Genomic DNA, 17,403 nt, shown 5'->3' with positions numbered 1-17,403 from the left:
GGGACTTCACCAAAATCAGTTAATCGAAAAGAATATTCAGGTTGATGCGAAAAACATCAGGCTATAGTGTAGGGGATCGGGCTGGATTTGTGTTAATTATCTTTCAGCAATTTAGTCAACGGATATGCAGCAACATGAACTTGGAAGCTGAGTTCATGTTGCATCGTAAACTGATTAAAGCTCTTGCATCACCTCAGCAAAGCGTTGCTTTTCGACCAGTTCCAAGAACTCATCGCCCAAACGTTGGCTTTCGGCCACACATTGTTTCCAGAGTTGGATGCGACGTTGTGGCTCCATGCCTTTGAGGGTGAAATCTTTACGATCGGGTAAACGTCCTAATGGTAAACGTGCCAGATATTCCTGTGAAGGAGAAATCAGCAGGGTACGTGCTTGATTGCTTGGGTTAGATTTTCTCGATTTAAACATCTTGTCGAACCAACCCGGAGTAATGCTGTCGCTAAAATGCGGATAGAGCACAATGCCTTGGCTTTCAAAGGGTAAATCGATGTGATAGTCAATCAAGCCCCCATCGCGATAAGCCCCTTGCGGGGCATCACTGATATTTTTGACCGCAGGCGTAACACCAGGAATTGAACCTGATGCCATGAGCCAGTCGGCAACATTGTCTGAATTGAAGTTCAGATAATGGGTTTTAAAACTATCGTCTTTAATTTTAAATTGTGGGAAATTTTTCGGTTGGCAGATGACCCGTTGCATAAACAGATTTAAATGCTGCCGTGCAATTGCGTTACTGCCCACAATACCGAGCAATGAGCCATACAAGGCAAGACGCTGATCACTTTGGAATAAATGTTGGGCTTTTGCGGCAATAATGGTGAGGTGATAATCGGGATGATCAACCAATTTTTGGGTTTGCTGATTTAAAATGCCTGCCAACATGTCACGTGAAATTTTTTCAATCTCGGCAATTTTCATCTTTTTATGAAAAGGCAGATGGATATACAGCTCCGCCAATTGCTCAGGACCCAGCTTTTCACCTTGCGCCAAAATCCCTGCAAAACGCCATGCACCAACTGAAGAACCGACTAAAAATCGGCGCTGTTTGGCTTGCGGCAGAAAACTGCCAAAGATGGCTTGATCAAGCCCAGTCAAACCAATGCCTTTGGGACCACCTGCTGCACCGGGTAAAATATCGACCTGTTTGGCATGGAAGCCTTCTTGTTGGATCAGTTGCCGAGCAAGATGACCAGCACGAATATTCAAGGCGGGAGAGCGCTTTTCAAGAATTTGAATCATGGTGCAATTATAAATATACAAATGTGCACTTAGTTTAAAAGTTCTGCCTACGGGCTCAATGGCGGGGAAAAACTTTAGGTGACTTGATAGTCACTTTAGAAGTGTGAGTTAAAAATACACAAAACTGTGGATAACTTTGGGGCTATCCACAGTATGTTTTATCGACAAAATTATTTAAACAGACGCCAAATTGACAATAGGCTGGCACAGGCAATTAAGATAATCGAGATGTACCATGGGGCAATAATGGCAATTGACAGGAAAATTGCCATTAAACTACCGAAAATCCAACTGCGTTTTTGTTGATGCTCCATCTGTAGACGCAGGCTTTGCAGTTCATTTAGCTGTTTCGCATTCCAAGCTGACTGATTTTTTAAGCCATTTAAGCTATCGACCAACAGAGTTGGAAAATCTTGCGCGCCTAGTAGTAAATCAGGAATTTTCTGCCCGAGTTCTTTGAGATTTTTCTGCGGATTCATTTGGGCTTTGATCCAATCAGTGAGGATTGGTTTTGCCAAGCTCCAAATGTCTAATTCTGGATACAGGTCAGTGCCTAAGCCTTCCACGTGGACCAATGTTTTCAGCAGTAACATCAATTGCGGTGGAATTTCCAAATGGAAACGACGAGCAATATCCATAACCTGAATCAGAATACCAGCAAAGTCTAATTCATGCATTGGTTTCGAGACCATAGGTCCGACTGTTCGGCGCATTTCACGCGCCAAGGCATCTTGGTCGGTACCTGGTGGAATCCAGCCTGCTTGATGCACAATTTGAATCAGTTGCATGAAGTCACTGTTCATGACTGCCAGTAACATGCGCGCAACGGTCATTTGATCGTGTTTAGACAGTTCGCCCATAATCGCACAGTCCAGTGCAATAAAGCGTGGATTGCTTGGGTTGATGGTCTCGACAAACACGTTGCCTGGATGCATATCCGCATGGAAAAAGTTGTCGCGGAACACTTGGGTAAAGAAGATGGTCAACCCTTTCTCTGACAAATCTTTACGATCCATACCCAGACGGTCAAAAGTCGTCGTGTCGGAAATCGGCACGCCTGTAATGCGTTCCGCCACCATCACTTCTTTACTGTCCATATAGACTTCAGGCACATACATCATGCTTGAACCGGTGAAGTAATGACGCATACGACGGGTATTGTCTGCTTCTAGAGTTAAATCCAGTTCATTCAGAATAATTTGACGATAATCCTGAATAATTTCAGATAAATGTAGTGCGCGTGCAGCTTCTAGGCGTTTTTCTAAAGTCGCACCGAGCCATTCCAGAATTTCAAAATCTTGCAGAATTTGACTACGGATATCGGGGCGGGTGACTTTTACTACGACCTCGCGACCATCATGCAGGGCAGCGGTATGGACTTGCGCAATCGAAGCAGCAGCAAGCGGTTGTTCATCAAAACGGCTGAACAAAGTGGCAACATCGGCTTTCAGCGATTGCTGAATGCGTGTTTTCGCGACATCGGTGCTGAACGGTTTCACTCGATCTTGTAATAACACCAGTTGCGCCAAGACTTCAGGTGGAATCAAGTCACGACGCGTCGAGAGTAACTGTCCCAGCTTAATCGCCAGCGGGCCCATGTCTTCAAGGGCTTGCTTGAGTTTAAGCGGATTTTTACGTTCTTTACTCGACCATGCCGCAGGGTGCATACGAATGAATGCGAGAGCATGACGTGCCTTCTCAGGTAATTCTTCCGCAGGAAACAACGTGTCGAGTCTATAGTGCGCAGCAATGCGCCAAAGTTCGAGTAAACGTGAAACGTGCGGAATCATAAAGTGTATTACCTAAATTTAAATAGAGTCTGGAAGTACGTCAATTTGACGTTGCAGTTGTTGGATTTTGGCTTCTGCACGGTCAAGGTTTTGATTCAAAAGACGGGTGTCTTGTTGCAGGTCATCCATTTGCCAGCGTGCAGCAAACAAACCTGAATCTTCTTTGAGGGCATCTTCAGCAAAGAATAGATGGCTCTGTAAAGAGCGCTTGAGATGCTTGGGTGCAAGTTGAATTTTACCCAGTTCATGTGCCAAGGCAGGGCCAATCCAAGGACTGAGATGCGTAGCTAAATCAGGTTCAGCCTGCTGCATAATTCTTTGAATATCTTGCAGTAAATGGTAGTCACCTTGTACAGGAATGGTGCCTACATCTTCCGCCAAAAATAACTTCAGCAGTTCCACCACATTTTTAACCTGCAAGGTTGCTGTTGCTGCTGTCGTAGTTTGTTGCGGATCAAACGGGCGTTGTTCAAAAATGGACGGACGCTCCGCCTGACCTGTGACAGTCGGTTCAAGGCGAACTTTGTCTTGATCAAAGAATACATCGACCGAGAGTTGCGGAGAATCGAGTACCACACGCAACATTTTACCTTGCAGTTGATTGAGCTGAATGCGCGTGATGGCATCCAGATCAATCACATGGTGAATCAAGCGTTCAACTGCACCAAGTGCCAGAATTGACCACATAGCTTAACCTTCACCAGTCCGTTTAGAGTTTAAAACCACGGTGTACAGCCACGATACCGCCTGTCAGGTTATGGTAATCACAGTTCTGGAAGCCAGCCTGTTCCATCATACCTTTCAGGGTACGTTGGTCAGGATGCATACGGATCGATTCAGCTAAATATTTATAGCTTTCAGAGTCATTGGCAATAATTTTGCCCATGATTGGCAATGCAGTGAAAGAATACAAATCGTAGAGTTTTGAGAATGGCTCAAACACAGGTTTAGAGAATTCCAACACCAATAGGCGACCACCTGGCTTAAGTACACGGTACATGGCCGCCAGTGCAGCATCTTTATCAGTTACGTTTCGTAAACCAAAGCTGATGGTGAGCAGGTCAAAACTGTTATCGGCAAAAGGTTCAAGTGTTTCTGCATTTGCCAAAACAAAATCGACATTGGTACAGCCAGCATCAATCAGACGATCACGACCGACGTTTAACATCGATTCATTAATATCTGAAAGTACCACATGCCCAGTAGGGCCAACTTCACGGCTAAATACTTTAGCCAAGTCACCTGTACCACCTGCGATGTCTAATACGCGTTGACCACGACGCACACCCGACATGTTAATGGCAAAGCGTTTCCATAGACGATGAATACCAAAGGACATCAGGTCATTCATGATGTCGTATTTGCTCGCCACTGAATGGAATACTTCCGCAACTTTTTGTGCTTTATCTTCACTGTTAACGGTTTGGTAACCGAAGTGTGTAGTCGCACCGACATTGCCTGTATTGGCACCGCGAGGCAGGTTGTATTTTGGTACTGTGCCGTTTACAGGTGTATCGGTTAATTGTTGTTGTAATGACTGTTGTTGCCCTTGAGGAATACCCTCAGGAAGTGGGCTGTTTAGGAATGGGCTGACTTTGTCTGTTTGTTGAGCCGACTCAGGGGTAGGGGTAGGCGTTTGATTTTCATTAGACATTCAAGTCACTCCTAACATAAAAATAGGGTTAATGTTGCAGTGCAAGCATGATGACAGATTCTCAGCCGATGTACAGTAACCATCATGCAATTGTTATGAATAATATACAGAAAAAAATACGCGTGCTGTATCTACGCGCAAGATTTTATCTTGCTGTAGATGACCTTTTATTGGAAAGGATGCAGATCGCCGGCATGGACTTTGGCAATGATTTGACGTTCGATGGCAGTAAAGTCTTTGACAAACTGTTCAGCCGATTTTAAAGGTTTCATTGCTAAAAAACCATCCTGCATAAATTCATACATCACGTCAAAATGGTGTTTGTAAGCGACGCCTTTACACATTTTAAATGCCGTATAGACCATAAATGAACGCATATATTTGTCGAGACTGGCACCCAACTGATCAAGCAGTTCCAGTTGATGTAAACGTGATTGGCCTTGATCCAGTTTTAAATAACTCAGGCGCATCATTTCGTCTGTGAGGGGGGTATTCGGAGCATAGTCTTCGAGTAATTGCAGTGCAACGCGTTCATCTAACTGTACAGCGAGAATCGCTAACTCAACGCCTGCGGTGCCAGTTTTAATGGCATTTTCAGGAATGAGTTTCTCAGCTTTATGCACATATTTCATCAGGCGCGCAATTTGTTTGGCCAAAGCATCAAAATCGGGACCACCGTATAAACGGTTCAAAAAGTATTGTGCCATCAATTGATTATTTTTCACGGAAAAGTGCTGGTGATGCGTGCGCTGCATCCGCTGTTTTTGCCACATTTGTACATCTTGCAGACGTTGAAATAGCTCAGCATTATGATGGTATTGCAATTGATAATACTGTTCTAGTAGGTCATCTAGGACTGCAAGTTTAGACATGAGCGATCTCGATTTGAAACTTGTGCAAATCTTAGAACTTGTTGCAAGTTCCCGCTATGACAAAATGATCGAATTCGGCATAAAAAGCTGTCAATTTGTCATGAAATTATACAAAGATCTGCGAAAATGAGCTTTCAGCTTGTTTTATACTGAAGTAAAACAACGGCTTTAAAAAGATTAACTTTATTTTATTTAACTGATGGCGAGACAAAAATGGCGAAACAACAACTAGAACCAGCCTTGGTCGATGAAAGTCAATTGTCCCTTGATTTAATTGATGCGCAATACGCCCTAAAAGACACTCAAGGTCAACCCAATGCCAAAAGTGTTTTGGTCTTGGTCAGTGGTATTGAATTGGCAGGTAAAGGTGAGGCGGTTAAACAGTTGCGTGAGTGGATGGATCCACGTTATTTGCGCGTCAAGGCTGATGCCCCTGTGATGTTTAATAATGTCCAAACCTTTTGGCAACCTTATGCGCGTTTTATTCCCGCAGAAGGGCAAATTGTGGTGATGTTTGGGAACTGGTATGGAGATCTGCTCAGTACTGCTTTACATGTTTCTCAGCCTTTAGATGAAACCTTATATGATGAATATTTGGACAATATGCGGGCTTATGAACAAGACCTGAAAAATAACCATGTCGATGTCATTAAAATCTGGTTTGATTTGTCGTGGAAATCGCTGCAAAAGCGGCTGGATGAGATGGATGCCAGTGAAATGCATTGGCATAAATTACATGGTCTAAATTGGCGCAATAAAAAGCAATATGAACGATTGCAGAAATTGCGCCAGCGTTTTACCGAAGACTGGATCATTATTGATTGTGAAGATGAACAATTGCGTGATCAGCAGTTTGCACAACATGTATTAAGAGCGATGCAGCATTGTCCTGAGCATGTGAAATCGGCACAGCATAAATGGAAACAAGCTGATATTCCCGCTGTACTAGAGCAGCCACCGACGGAAAAAATTGATAAGAATGAATATAAGCTGGAACTGGATAAGCTCACCCGTAGAGTGGCAGATGCATTACGTTTTGGAGAACGCAATGTGATTATTGCCTTAGAAGGGATGGATGCAGCAGGTAAAGGTGGCGCGATTAAACGGATTGTAAAAAGTTTAGACCCACGTGAATATGAAATTTATAGCATTGCTGCGCCTGAAAAATATGAATTGCGTCATCCATATTTGTGGCGTTTCTGGAACAAAATACAACCCAATGAACGAATTAGCATTTTTGATCGGACGTGGTATGGGCGAGTTTTGGTAGAGCGGGTTGAAGGTTTTGCCAGTGATGTAGAGTGGCAACGGGCTTATGAAGAAATCAATCGCTTTGAAAAAGATTTGACGGATAGCCATACCGTAGTGGTAAAAATCTGGCTATCGATTAGTAAAGACGAGCAATATGCACGCTTTAAGGAACGTGAAGAAACGCCACACAAGCGCTTTAAAATCACGCCTGATGATTGGCGTAATCGTGAAAAATGGGATGAGTACTTACATGCTGCTGCGGATATGTTTGAACGAACCAACACGGACTATGCACCGTGGTACATCATTGCCAATGATGATAAATACAGTGCACGTTTGGAAATTTTACGCAGTATTTTGAAGCAACTCAAAGCAGATTAGCCTGTGTTGAGTTGCTAGGTCGTTCAGGGGTATTAAGTTTTAAGCCGTGGCTTGCAGGTTTTGTTTTTGCTGGATGGATTTGGCGAGTTTGTAGCAATCCTCTACATGAGCCTCAGCCACTTTTTTCATGACGAAATAGCCGAGGCTTGCCGCCACCAATTGACCGCCTAAGGGAATGTATTTGCTGACTTGTTTGGTAATCATTTTGGAGGCGAAATTGTGTATTGAGTTTTTCACAGCAGTTCGTGCCACGACTAAACCTGAAAACTCAAAGCCACGTTTCCGCAATTCTTGCCAGTGAATCTGTTTGGTTTCCAAATCAAACACGCTGATTTGATCGGGTGCAAGCCCAAAGCGGGCATTAATTTCAGGAATCAGTTGTGACAAAATGCCGACATCAACCACCACATCCAAAAAAGGCACAGGGATGACGGCTACACCCGCAGAAACATAGGCACGCTTTTGAACCAATTCGAGACATTCTGCGCGGATTTGTTCTAGATTTAATGAGGCATCAATTGAATCGGGAATATTGTCTATTTTCATTGTCTAGTTTAAACCTTGTATCCATTTTTATATTGAAGCATCTTTAAGCATCGATTTTCAAAGTCATTTTTAAATCGATATTGTGCTATACCGTGACATAGACAGTACACCAAGTATAGTCAATAATCTTTATGCTTTTGTAGATTGTTGTTCATTTATCGTTGGAGAAAAACTATTCATGGCCATTCACGTGATTCAGAGTCAACGGATTGATGTTTTGCTACAGGCCATGTTGAAAACGGTGAAATCACAAAGTCACAATGCTTTGCAGGTGTTAAAACCCCAACATTTTATTGTGCCATCACCTGCGGTTGAAGCGTGGCTGACGCAGCAACTGGCAGAACAAAAAGGCATTAGTGCCAATACCCAGTTTCATCATCGCATTCGTGGTTTTCAATGGTCTGCCTATCAATGGGTATTGGATCAAGACAAAGAGCAGGTGCGTAAAGCCAATATTCCACGCATTATTATTAAATGGCGGGTCTATCAAGCCTTACTGGCTTATATTCAGCCAGAACAATCTGCCTTGGATGCAGCACATCCGTTAACGCCGATTGTGCAACGCATTTATGCCAGTGCCGATCAACTTGAACAAGGCATCGAAAAACAACAGAAAAAGCAGCGCATGCTGTATTGGGTGGCAGAACAGGTTTCTAAATTATTCAGCCATTACATGGAATATCGTGGACATTGTCAGAAAAACTGCCCCACCTACCAATGCACTTGTCCAACCAATTGGTTGCAACGTTGGGGAAGTAATCAGGCATTACCAATTGAGCAGATGTTCTTCCAGACCAATACTGAAATTTCGGCTTTTACTCTGAATCAGGCACATGAATTGGAAGCATGGCAGCGTTGGTTGTGGCAGGTGGTGTTTCATCAGGATTTTATGGAAATGCAGCAGATTGATGCGGCATTTTGGGAGATGCTGGGCAGTGCAGAGGCACCCAATGCGGTAGCATTAAAAAAACTGCCACAGCCCTTGGTGGTGTTTACCTTGTTGGATTTACCACCGAGTCAGTTACAGTTTTTACAGCGCTTAGGGCAATATATTGATATTTATCTGTTGCACTATAACCCGTCTCAGGAGTATTGGGCAGACAGTGTCGATCCGAACTGGAAAGCACGCTATGACTTGCGAGTGAAAGAGCGTTTTATTGCCAAAAATCCGCAAGCCACAGATGAGCAAATTGAACAATTCTTTCAGGATTTCACTCTACATTTTAATGCCGAAATTCGTGAATCACGTCATCCCTTATTAACCCGTTTTGGCAAGCAAGCACGAGATCACTTTTCATTATTATCTGGGCTTTCTTCAGGGGAAGATGGGGTCTGGGCAGATGTGTTTGTGGATGAATATCAGCCGACCTTATTGGGTAAAGTCCAGTCGGATATTCTGTATTTGGTGGAGCCTGAACAACATCAATTTGCGCTGAATGTACAGGATGATTCCATTCAAATACATGTCTGCCACTCCAGTTTGCGTCAACTGGAAGTACTGAAAGAGCAATTGATTGTATGGTTGGCACAAGGTTCTAAAGAGCAGCCGCGCCGTCCGAGTGATATTCTGGTGCTCAGTCCCAATTTAAAAGACATTGAGCCATATATTCGTAGCGTTTTCGCCCCGCCTGTTCGCGAACGTGAAGATGAGCGCACCATCTCGGGACGAATTAGCCAAGACAGTATTTATCTGCCCGTGAAAATTGCAGGCGTGACGCAACTGGATGCTGCCAATGCGTGGCGTGCGGTGTTGGGCCGTATCCAACTGACACAAGGGCGTTTTCGTCTTGATGATTTTGCCGACTGGCTGAGTTTGGCGGCCACGCAACAATGTTATGGCTTAGACATGAATATGGTCGAACGCATGCTGGAACTGCTGGAACAAGCAGGCTTTAAGCGCGGCTTAGATGCGCAACATTTGGCATTGAGTCTATCTGAAGGTGATCAAGACTATCGCTTTAGCTTTAAATTTGCCTTAGACCGTTTAGCAATGGGTATCGCCATTCCTGAACATACCTTGTTTGATCAGATACTCAGTTTCGCTGAAGTCATGCCGAGTGATTTTGAACTGATTGCTAAACTCATTCAGATTTATCAAGATTTGGATGCACGCCGAGACTGGCTACTGGCACATGAACAGCAGCCTAAACAAGTCGAGCAATGGCTGAAAATCCTGATGCAGGAAGTGGCAGAATTTGAGCAAGCAGGCGTAGAGGTCTTGGCTACAGTTGCACAAATTATTAAAAAGCAAGAACGGATGCTGACGCTATCTAACTTCTATGAAGGGCAGGATCAATATGGCTTGGATCAGTTAAGTTTGCCTTTGGCATATTTACTAGATGAAATTCAAACCACCTTGGATGCACAGCTGGATCAGGCGGAACCGACAGGACAGATTACTTTTAGCCAGTTGGGGCAGATTCGTCCGATTCCGTATCGCCTGATTGTGATATTAAATTTGGACAGTGGCAAGTTCCCGAGTCGTAATCAGCATTTGCCTTTTGATTTGATGGATATCCTGAAACCGCAATTGGGTGATCGCTCTCGTTTAGAAGATGACCAAGGGGCGTTCTTGGATGCATTACTGTTGGCACAGCAGAATCTATGGCTGTTTTATAACGGTTTTGATGTCAATGATGGGGAAGTACGTGAGCCATCCACCGCCTTGCAAGAATTGATTCAGCATTTGGCTTTTATTACTCAGAAATCAGAGCGTACTGAAGAAGTTAGCCAGCAGTTACATGGTTTAGATGTGCCTGCACAATTACATGGGTTGTATCAGCTTCATCCCTTACAGCCTTTTGATGTTTCTGGCTTTACCCAGCCTAAACCAACGCGTTTTCAAGATCATTGGTATCGGGTTGCACAGCAGATTGCAGCCCCAACGGGGCAACGTCAGGCATGGCAAGATACGGTTTATATGGCCGCATCTAATGATTTTATCAGTCTTCAAAGTCGACAATGGATTCAGGATGTTTGTTTCCCTGCACGTCTATATCTAAAAACGCTTGGCGTGGAAAACTTAAAACCTGAAAATTTGCCTGATGAAGTTGAACCCTTGGTTTTAGATGGCTTAGGGCGTTATGCAGTGCGGCATTTCTTACAGCAACAAGGGCAAATGACCCAGCCTGAATTGTTATTGGATCAATTGCCTGTAGGCAAAATGCAGCAAGCCGCATGGCAAATCAGTGTAATTGAACAGCAACAATTACAAGCACGCTTGCAACGTTATGCCACAGAGGTCACGCCTGTGACACAGCAGCTCTGGAATATGAACGCAAATATCCAGTTCCAAATCACTGTTCCCTCTCAATCGACTCAGCAATGGGTGAGCTTAGAGGCATCCAGTGCGCGTGCCAAACGACGAGTGCAACTCTGGTTGGAATATTTGTTCTGGCTAACACATGAAAATCGGGGCGATGCAGGACAGGACTTGGCGCGGTTAGTGGTGTTTAGTGATCAAACAGTGCTGTGTAGTGGGGTATCTTCCAATCAGGCACGAGAGTATTTGGCGGCGTGGTTTGAACTATGGCAACACGGGCAGACGCAGCCTGTCGTTTTACCCGCAGCTTTATTATTCAAAGTGGCAGAGAAAGGCAAACAACTGGAATGGCAACCTGACGAGCAGGGTCAACTACAGATCAAAGACTGGGACGCTCTCGTCAAGGACTGGCAGGATGATGGACGTTTTGCAGGGTTTTCTGCCTTGGACAATGAAGCCAGTCAGCAGCACCGTGATTGGCAGTTTATCCTGCAACAACAAGATAGTACGGCTTTATTGGCTCAAGCCTGTCAACGGTATGCCTATGCGTTGTATGCGCCGATTTTTCAATATCAACAGTTGATTCAGGAATAATGCAGATGACGAATTTAACTCCCCCTGCTGCAATTTCTTATCAGCCGATTGTCGATATGCAGTTTAAAGGGCTGCATTGGATTGAAGCATCCGCAGGTACTGGCAAAACTTACACGTTATCGAGCTTAATGGTGCGGATCTTTTTGAGTGATTATCTACCGAATCAGGTCATTGCGACCACCTTTACTCGCGCCGCAGCGGCGGAGCTGAAAGGGCGGATTCGTAGTCGTTTGGTCGATACTTTACGTTATTTTGAGACTTGCCAAACCTTACCCCAATCTGAGCTGCAACAGAAAATTTCGGCAGAATCAGACCCCTTATATCAAAAGGTTTTGCAAGATTTTGCACCACGCGTGGATTATGCCCGTGAACGGCTCAAATTGGTGATTGATCAACTGGATGAGCTTTTTGTCGGGACGCTGGATAGCTTTAGTCAAAAGTTGCTGCGTGAATTTGCCTTTGAAAGTGGCAAAATTGAGCGTGCAGAAATTACCGATGATGCCAAACAATATACTCAGCAATTGATTCATGATGTACTGCGCGAATGGATTCAGCAGCAACCACAAAATATTTTGGACTATCTGCTGCTGAACAAGAAATTAAAGTCGCAGCAGGCGTATGTAGCCGTAGTGGAAAACAGTCTGAATTTTGCTTCTGCACATTTTCAGGCGGTGGCTGCTCCCGAAGTGGATGTAGAGGGCTTTAGCCAGCAAGTTGAACATTTATTGGGGCTGGATTGGAGCCGTATCACTGAATTGGCAGATTATTATGCTGCCGATGGTGCACATTTTAAATTGCTGGCCAAGAAATGGCGCGACGACAACAAATTACAGCAACTCTTGACGGTTAAGTTGCCTGAACTGTTGGAGGTGTTAAAGCAGCAAGGCCCTTATGCCTTATTTGCACCTTTATACGTGGAAACGCTGAAACATCTGAGTGATGCTACTCACAAAGTTTTGAATAAATGCCCAGATGAAGTCTTGCAGGGATTTCAACAGCATGTGCTGATTGGTGAGTTGACGGCATTTATGCAAAGTCTGGACAAGCTCAGCTTTGATTTAGACACGTTGGATAGTTATTTGCAGTTTTATCTGGCATCGGAAGTGAAAAAACGTTTGCCACAAGTCTTGCAGCAAAAGAGTGAAACCACCTTTGCGCAGCAAATTCGTACCTTAGCCGATGCCTTGCAAGATGCGCAAGGCGCACGCTTTGCTCGTTTTGTTCAAGCCCGTTATCCCTTAATTTTGGTGGATGAATTTCAAGACACCAATCAGGATCAGGACAATATGTTGGCTCGCATCTGGCGTGATGCAGGACATTATGCCAAAGGCTGCATGATTATGGTGGGTGATCCGAAACAGGCGATTTATGGTTTCCGTGGTGGAGACATGCTGACCTATAACAAAGCCCGTCTCGATGTGCTCAGCAAACAAGGACGCTTATATAGCCTCAAATACAATCATCGTTCTGTGGCTGAACTGGTCACGGTGGTCGATGCTTTATTTCAGCGACAAATCCAATTTGGAGAAGAAGTTGAATATACCGCTGTTGAGGCAGGACCACGACCACATCCAGTTTTAGCCGATGCGCAAGGCAACAATCATCAGCCTTTACGGTGGTTGATGCTAGAAGACAAAAAAGATGAATTTATTCAAGTGGCTTGGAAAATCCGTGATTTGCTGAATCAAGGCATTCAGCAACGGTTGTATTTGGCAGAAGTCACAGGCAACCGTGGCATAGATGAAAATGATATTGCGATTTTATCCAAAAACCATGATGGCTTAGATAAGGTGCAATATGAATTAGAACGTTTAGGGATTCGCGTCAATCGACCTTCCAAGCGGAGTGTATTTGATAGTCCAATTGCACAAGACGTGGCAGCCATTTTGACCGCAATCATGCATCCTTACGATGAGGCCAAGGTCAAGCGCGCCTTGCTGACACGCCTATTGAATTTTCAGCTCAGCCAGTTGATGCAACTGGAGCAACGCCCTGAGGGATTAAGCCAGTTTATTGAAGATTTTGATTACATTCGGGAAATGTGGTTTAACACAGGCTTTTTAAGCGCGTGGCAATATGCTTTAAACTTATTTAAGGCATGGTCAAATCTGGTGGCAAGCCAAAGCCGTGACAACGAACGCTGTGTGGTGAACTTACGTCATTTAACTGAATTGCTGAGTCAGCATAGTGAGCATTTTCAGGGGCCGCAGGCGTTATATCACTGGTATCTCAGACAAATACAAACGCCGAGTGAGCGTGAATGGGAACTGGAACGTAAGCTGTCGAATGAAGCTGGCGTACAGTTGATGACCATTCATCAATCCAAAGGTTTAGAGTTTAAAATTGTCTTTCTGTTGGGTGCAGATAAAAAGTTCACTGAAAATAACAAAACCCTGAATTTCTCTACGCAACAGTTACCTGATCCCGTTACAGGGCAGCTTGAAATGCAACGCGTGATTGCGGTGAATGATAAGCACCTTTTAGATGAAGTTGCCGTTCAACAGCACAATGCACGGGCAGAAGCAGAACAGCATCGGCTCTGGTATGTAGCACTAACCCGCGCCAGTCATCGGGTTTATGCCATATTGCAAGATCAGGCAGGAAAATCGACTACGGGCTTGGCATTTTGGCGTGGACATGCTGAACAAGTTTTTCAGCATCCACATAGCGCTGATGAAGCGGTATTAACCGAATGCCCTATTGCACTGAAGCGTACACAAGATCAGCAGCTTCCTGAGTTGTATGCGATAGAGTTTCCCACACAACGTTTTTATCCGCGTGCGAAAACCAGTTTTAGTGCATTAGCACAGCATTTGAGTCGGCAGCAAGCACAGGATGCACTTGCGGTAAAGCGTGAACAGCTACAAAGTGCAGCGGATGAAATCAACCTAGAGGTGGTGGAGCAGCCCGAAGAGCTTGCACAACCGATCAGTTGGATTCAGCGTCAATTTCCAATGGGGACATTGGCGGGTAATTTTCTACATGAAATTTTTGAACACATTGATTTTCAACAGCAACAGGACTGGAAAATCGAAGTGCGCCGTCGCTTTAAAAATGATTATCCAAGTTTATGGCAGGCATTGTGCGACAAATATCAGCAAGATTTTCAGCAGGTGGATGAAGAACAACTGTTGGCATGGATGACCGAATGGCTGACACAGGTGCTCTCGACGCCGTTACATCAACAGTTTTGTTTAAATCAGTTGAGTGCAGAATCTCATCTGGCAGAATTCCCCTTCTATTTGGCCTTGTCCAATCATGTCTTGGCGATTAAACGCATACAGGACTTATATGCCGAATATGGTATTTTCATGCCTGAACTGAATGCTGCCAATTCTGCACGCTATTTAACGGGCTCTATCGACTTGGTTTATTTCGATGGACAGCGTTACCAGATTGCCGATTATAAGAGTAACTTCTTGGGTGCGGATATCGCAGATTACACCCCATTAAAATTACAGGAAAGCATGTCACAGGCCAGTTACTGGTTGCAGGCGGGGCTGTATTTGGTGGCGTTACATCGTTATTTACAAGTGCAGTTGGAAGATTACGACATTCAAAAACATTTAGGCGGTGCAAGTTATCTGTATTTGCGTGGTATGCATGGCGATGCACAATATGGGGTCAACTATTGGTGCCCTGATGCAGAATTTATACTGCGCCTGGATGCATTATTGGGCTATTTTGCTGAAGAGCATGTTCATAAGAGTGCATCAACACCTTTAGCTGTTATGTAAAACAATAATTAGACTGTGGATAACTTTGAGGATAACTGTGTGGAAAACAAGCAGGAACTACAATTGAATGCTGAATGGATCAAGTCGTGGAGTCAATATCTTCAGCAGCCTCCTTTTTGTGCAACGCCAAACCCACAAACAGATGCAGTTATACAGTCCGTATTGGAAGCAATGTTACAGGGCAACAGTTGTGTACTGTTAGAACCTAATGCAGTAGGTAATTTAGGACATTTGGCCATCAGTGAAAATGAGGTGGCAAATCGTGTTGCGCCTTTTATTTATGACCCGCAGTATTTATATCTATATCGTTATTGGAAACAGGAAAATACTTTGGCACAGCACGTGGCGAGGTTAAAACAACAAATCGTTCCCGTCGTTGATCATCAGGGCTACTCCGGTTTGCTGAGTGATCCACATCAGCAGCAAGCATTAAGCATGGTGTGCCAGCAAGCCTTGAATATTATTACAGGTGGACCAGGGACAGGTAAAACTTATACTTTGGCACGTATTATTGCAGTATTAAACCAGTCTTTACCAAATTTACGCATTGCGATGGCAGCGCCAACAGGTAAGGCCGCGCAACGTATGAAAGAAGCCCTACAAAATGCATTAAATGATGAAATATTGCAGCCTCTGGTTACCCCCGCTTTAAAACAATTAAACCCCGTCACACTGCATCGCTTGTTGGGTTTAGGGCATTCCGCACGACCACGCTATGATGCCGAACAGCCATTACCCTATGATGTGATTGTGGTGGATGAAGCCTCGATGTTGGACTTAAATCTGGCGAGTATGTTGTTTGCTGCTGTACCCAATCAGGCTCGACTGATTTTATTGGGAGATGCCAATCAATTGGCTTCGGTAGATGTAGGGGCGGTATTGGCCGATTTACAGCAAGTGAATGCTTTGCAAGAGAATCGGGTACATTTGAAGACCAGTCGACGCTTTGATGGAGAAGCTTTAATTGGACAAATGGCTGCATTTATTCAGCAGCCACCAACAAGCATTTCACCTCAAGCATTACTAGAACAATTTCACCAACAGGTGGTTGCACCGACTGAAATTAAAGCTGTACCACTTTTAGCCAAGATGCCGAATGTATTGCAACTGGAATACTTTGCTCAAGCACATCCAACATCAGAGCAATATTATGATCAATTGATGCTGGGCTATCAGCATTATATTGAGATATTAAAAACACATTTGAGTTCGGAAGAGCCAGAGACTTCTATTCAGCATGTTATCCAGATTTTTGATGATTACCGTATTCTCACAGCCATTCGACATGGTGCGTTTGGTCTGAAACAGCTTAATCAACAAATTGAGCAACGCTTCTTGAGCAAACTCAGTCGCTATACCACAAAACAAGGTGACTGGTATGTCGGGCGTCCTGTAATGATGACTTACAATGACTATCAATTAGGGTTGTCTAATGGAGATATTGGCATTTGCTTTAAAAGGCAACGCCAAGGACAGTCTCAGTTTGAAGTGTATTTCCCAAGTTTAGAAAAATGGGTTCTGGCAACCCGTTTGCCTAAAAATATAGAAACGGCATTTGCACTGACCATTCATAAATCACAAGGTTCAGAGTTCACGCATACGGCTGTAGTTTTGGATGCGCAAGCACAAAACTTACTGAGTCAGGAATTGCTTTATACCGCAATTACCCGTGCTAAAACGGTGGTGAGTGTATTGGCAGATCCTCAGGCATTGGCACAAGCTTTGTCTAAAAAGACGACTCGGATGAGTGGGGTTTTAGAAAAAATAAAAGGTATCTTGGATTATTAATTTGTACTACATAATAAGCAGCTTTGTACGAAAAAGCTTACATTGATTCAAGATATTTGCGCATAGAGCTTTCTCATGGTTTCTGAGAAGATGAGTTCACATAAAGAGCACAACACGGAACGTTGAGCCATAATCGCAAAAGGATAATAACAAAGTCGGAATATGACAGCGAACTTACAGTGAAGTAGGTGAAAGAGGAAACTTACAGCCGCTAAGCCTTGTAGTTTTGGGAGAGACTACAGGGCTTTTTTATTGCCTAGAGTTTTGTCCT

10 protein-coding genes are annotated in these 17,403 nt (G+C 44.1%); 4 read left to right on the top strand and 6 right to left on the bottom strand.

The features are described 5' to 3' along the window. Positions 1 to 174 precede the first annotated feature (174 nt). The 5 genes from F4W09_RS08765 to F4W09_RS08745 all read right to left on the bottom strand — a co-directional run bounded on the left by F4W09_RS08765 (position 175) and on the right by F4W09_RS08745 (position 5,573). Positions 175 to 1,257 (bottom strand): patatin-like phospholipase family protein, encoded by a 1,083-nt coding sequence (locus F4W09_RS08765; RefSeq protein ID WP_016168383.1) that lies wholly within the window; start codon positions 1,255 to 1,257, stop codon positions 175 to 177. A gap of 170 nt (positions 1,258 to 1,427) precedes the next feature. After that, positions 1,428 to 3,047 carry an ABC1 kinase family protein gene (locus F4W09_RS08760; protein ID WP_016168382.1) on the bottom strand — a complete coding sequence of 540 codons (1,620 nt, stop codon included), beginning with the start codon at positions 3,045 to 3,047 and terminating at the stop codon, positions 1,428 to 1,430. Between the two features lie 18 nt (positions 3,048 to 3,065). Next, complete coding sequence (locus F4W09_RS08755) at positions 3,066 to 3,734, bottom strand: ubiquinone biosynthesis accessory factor UbiJ (RefSeq protein ID WP_016168381.1); 669 nt, start codon at positions 3,732 to 3,734, stop codon at positions 3,066 to 3,068. Positions 3,735 to 3,756: 22 nt separating this feature from the next. Beyond that, positions 3,757 to 4,701, bottom strand: coding sequence for a bifunctional demethylmenaquinone methyltransferase/2-methoxy-6-polyprenyl-1,4-benzoquinol methylase UbiE (gene ubiE / locus F4W09_RS08750; protein ID WP_016168380.1), 945 nt, complete (start codon positions 4,699 to 4,701; stop codon positions 3,757 to 3,759). Positions 4,702 to 4,868: 167 nt separating this feature from the next. Then, positions 4,869 to 5,573, bottom strand: a complete 705-nt coding sequence (locus F4W09_RS08745; protein WP_016168379.1) for a DUF8198 family protein — start codon at positions 5,571 to 5,573, stop codon at positions 4,869 to 4,871. 213 nt (positions 5,574 to 5,786) lie between these two features. Between F4W09_RS08745 and pap the strand changes: the two genes are divergently transcribed. Continuing rightward, positions 5,787 to 7,205, top strand: coding sequence for a polyphosphate:AMP phosphotransferase (pap, locus tag F4W09_RS08740; RefSeq protein ID WP_016168378.1), 1,419 nt, complete (start codon positions 5,787 to 5,789; stop codon positions 7,203 to 7,205). Positions 7,206 to 7,244: 39 nt separating this feature from the next. Here the strand turns inward: pap and F4W09_RS08735 are convergent, their stop codons facing one another. Further along, positions 7,245 to 7,751: a hypothetical protein gene (locus F4W09_RS08735; protein WP_016168377.1), complete on the bottom strand. Its 507-nt coding sequence runs from the start codon at positions 7,749 to 7,751 to the stop codon at positions 7,245 to 7,247. A gap of 178 nt (positions 7,752 to 7,929) precedes the next feature. Here F4W09_RS08735 and F4W09_RS08730 point away from each other — a divergent pair, with 178 nt between their 5' ends. From F4W09_RS08730 to recD, 3 genes are read left to right on the top strand one after another with little or no spacing between them, the layout of a single operon-like run. Further along, positions 7,930 to 11,607: an exodeoxyribonuclease V subunit gamma gene (locus F4W09_RS08730; RefSeq protein WP_016168376.1), complete on the top strand. Its 3,678-nt coding sequence runs from the start codon at positions 7,930 to 7,932 to the stop codon at positions 11,605 to 11,607. Then, positions 11,607 to 15,344, top strand: a complete 3,738-nt coding sequence (locus F4W09_RS08725) for a UvrD-helicase domain-containing protein (protein ID WP_151504572.1) — start codon at positions 11,607 to 11,609, stop codon at positions 15,342 to 15,344. Before F4W09_RS08730 ends, F4W09_RS08725 begins: the two co-directional genes overlap by 1 nt. A gap of 39 nt (positions 15,345 to 15,383) precedes the next feature. After that, a complete protein-coding gene (recD, locus tag F4W09_RS08720; protein WP_016168374.1) occupies positions 15,384 to 17,132 on the top strand; it encodes an exodeoxyribonuclease V subunit alpha in 1,749 nt (582 codons plus the stop codon). Positions 17,133 to 17,403 lie beyond the last annotated feature (271 nt).

Source organism: Acinetobacter tandoii, from assembly GCF_008867985.1.
Lineage (GTDB): Bacteria > Pseudomonadota > Gammaproteobacteria > Pseudomonadales > Moraxellaceae > Acinetobacter > Acinetobacter tandoii.
This window is presented reverse-complemented; position numbering and strand designations above follow the sequence as displayed.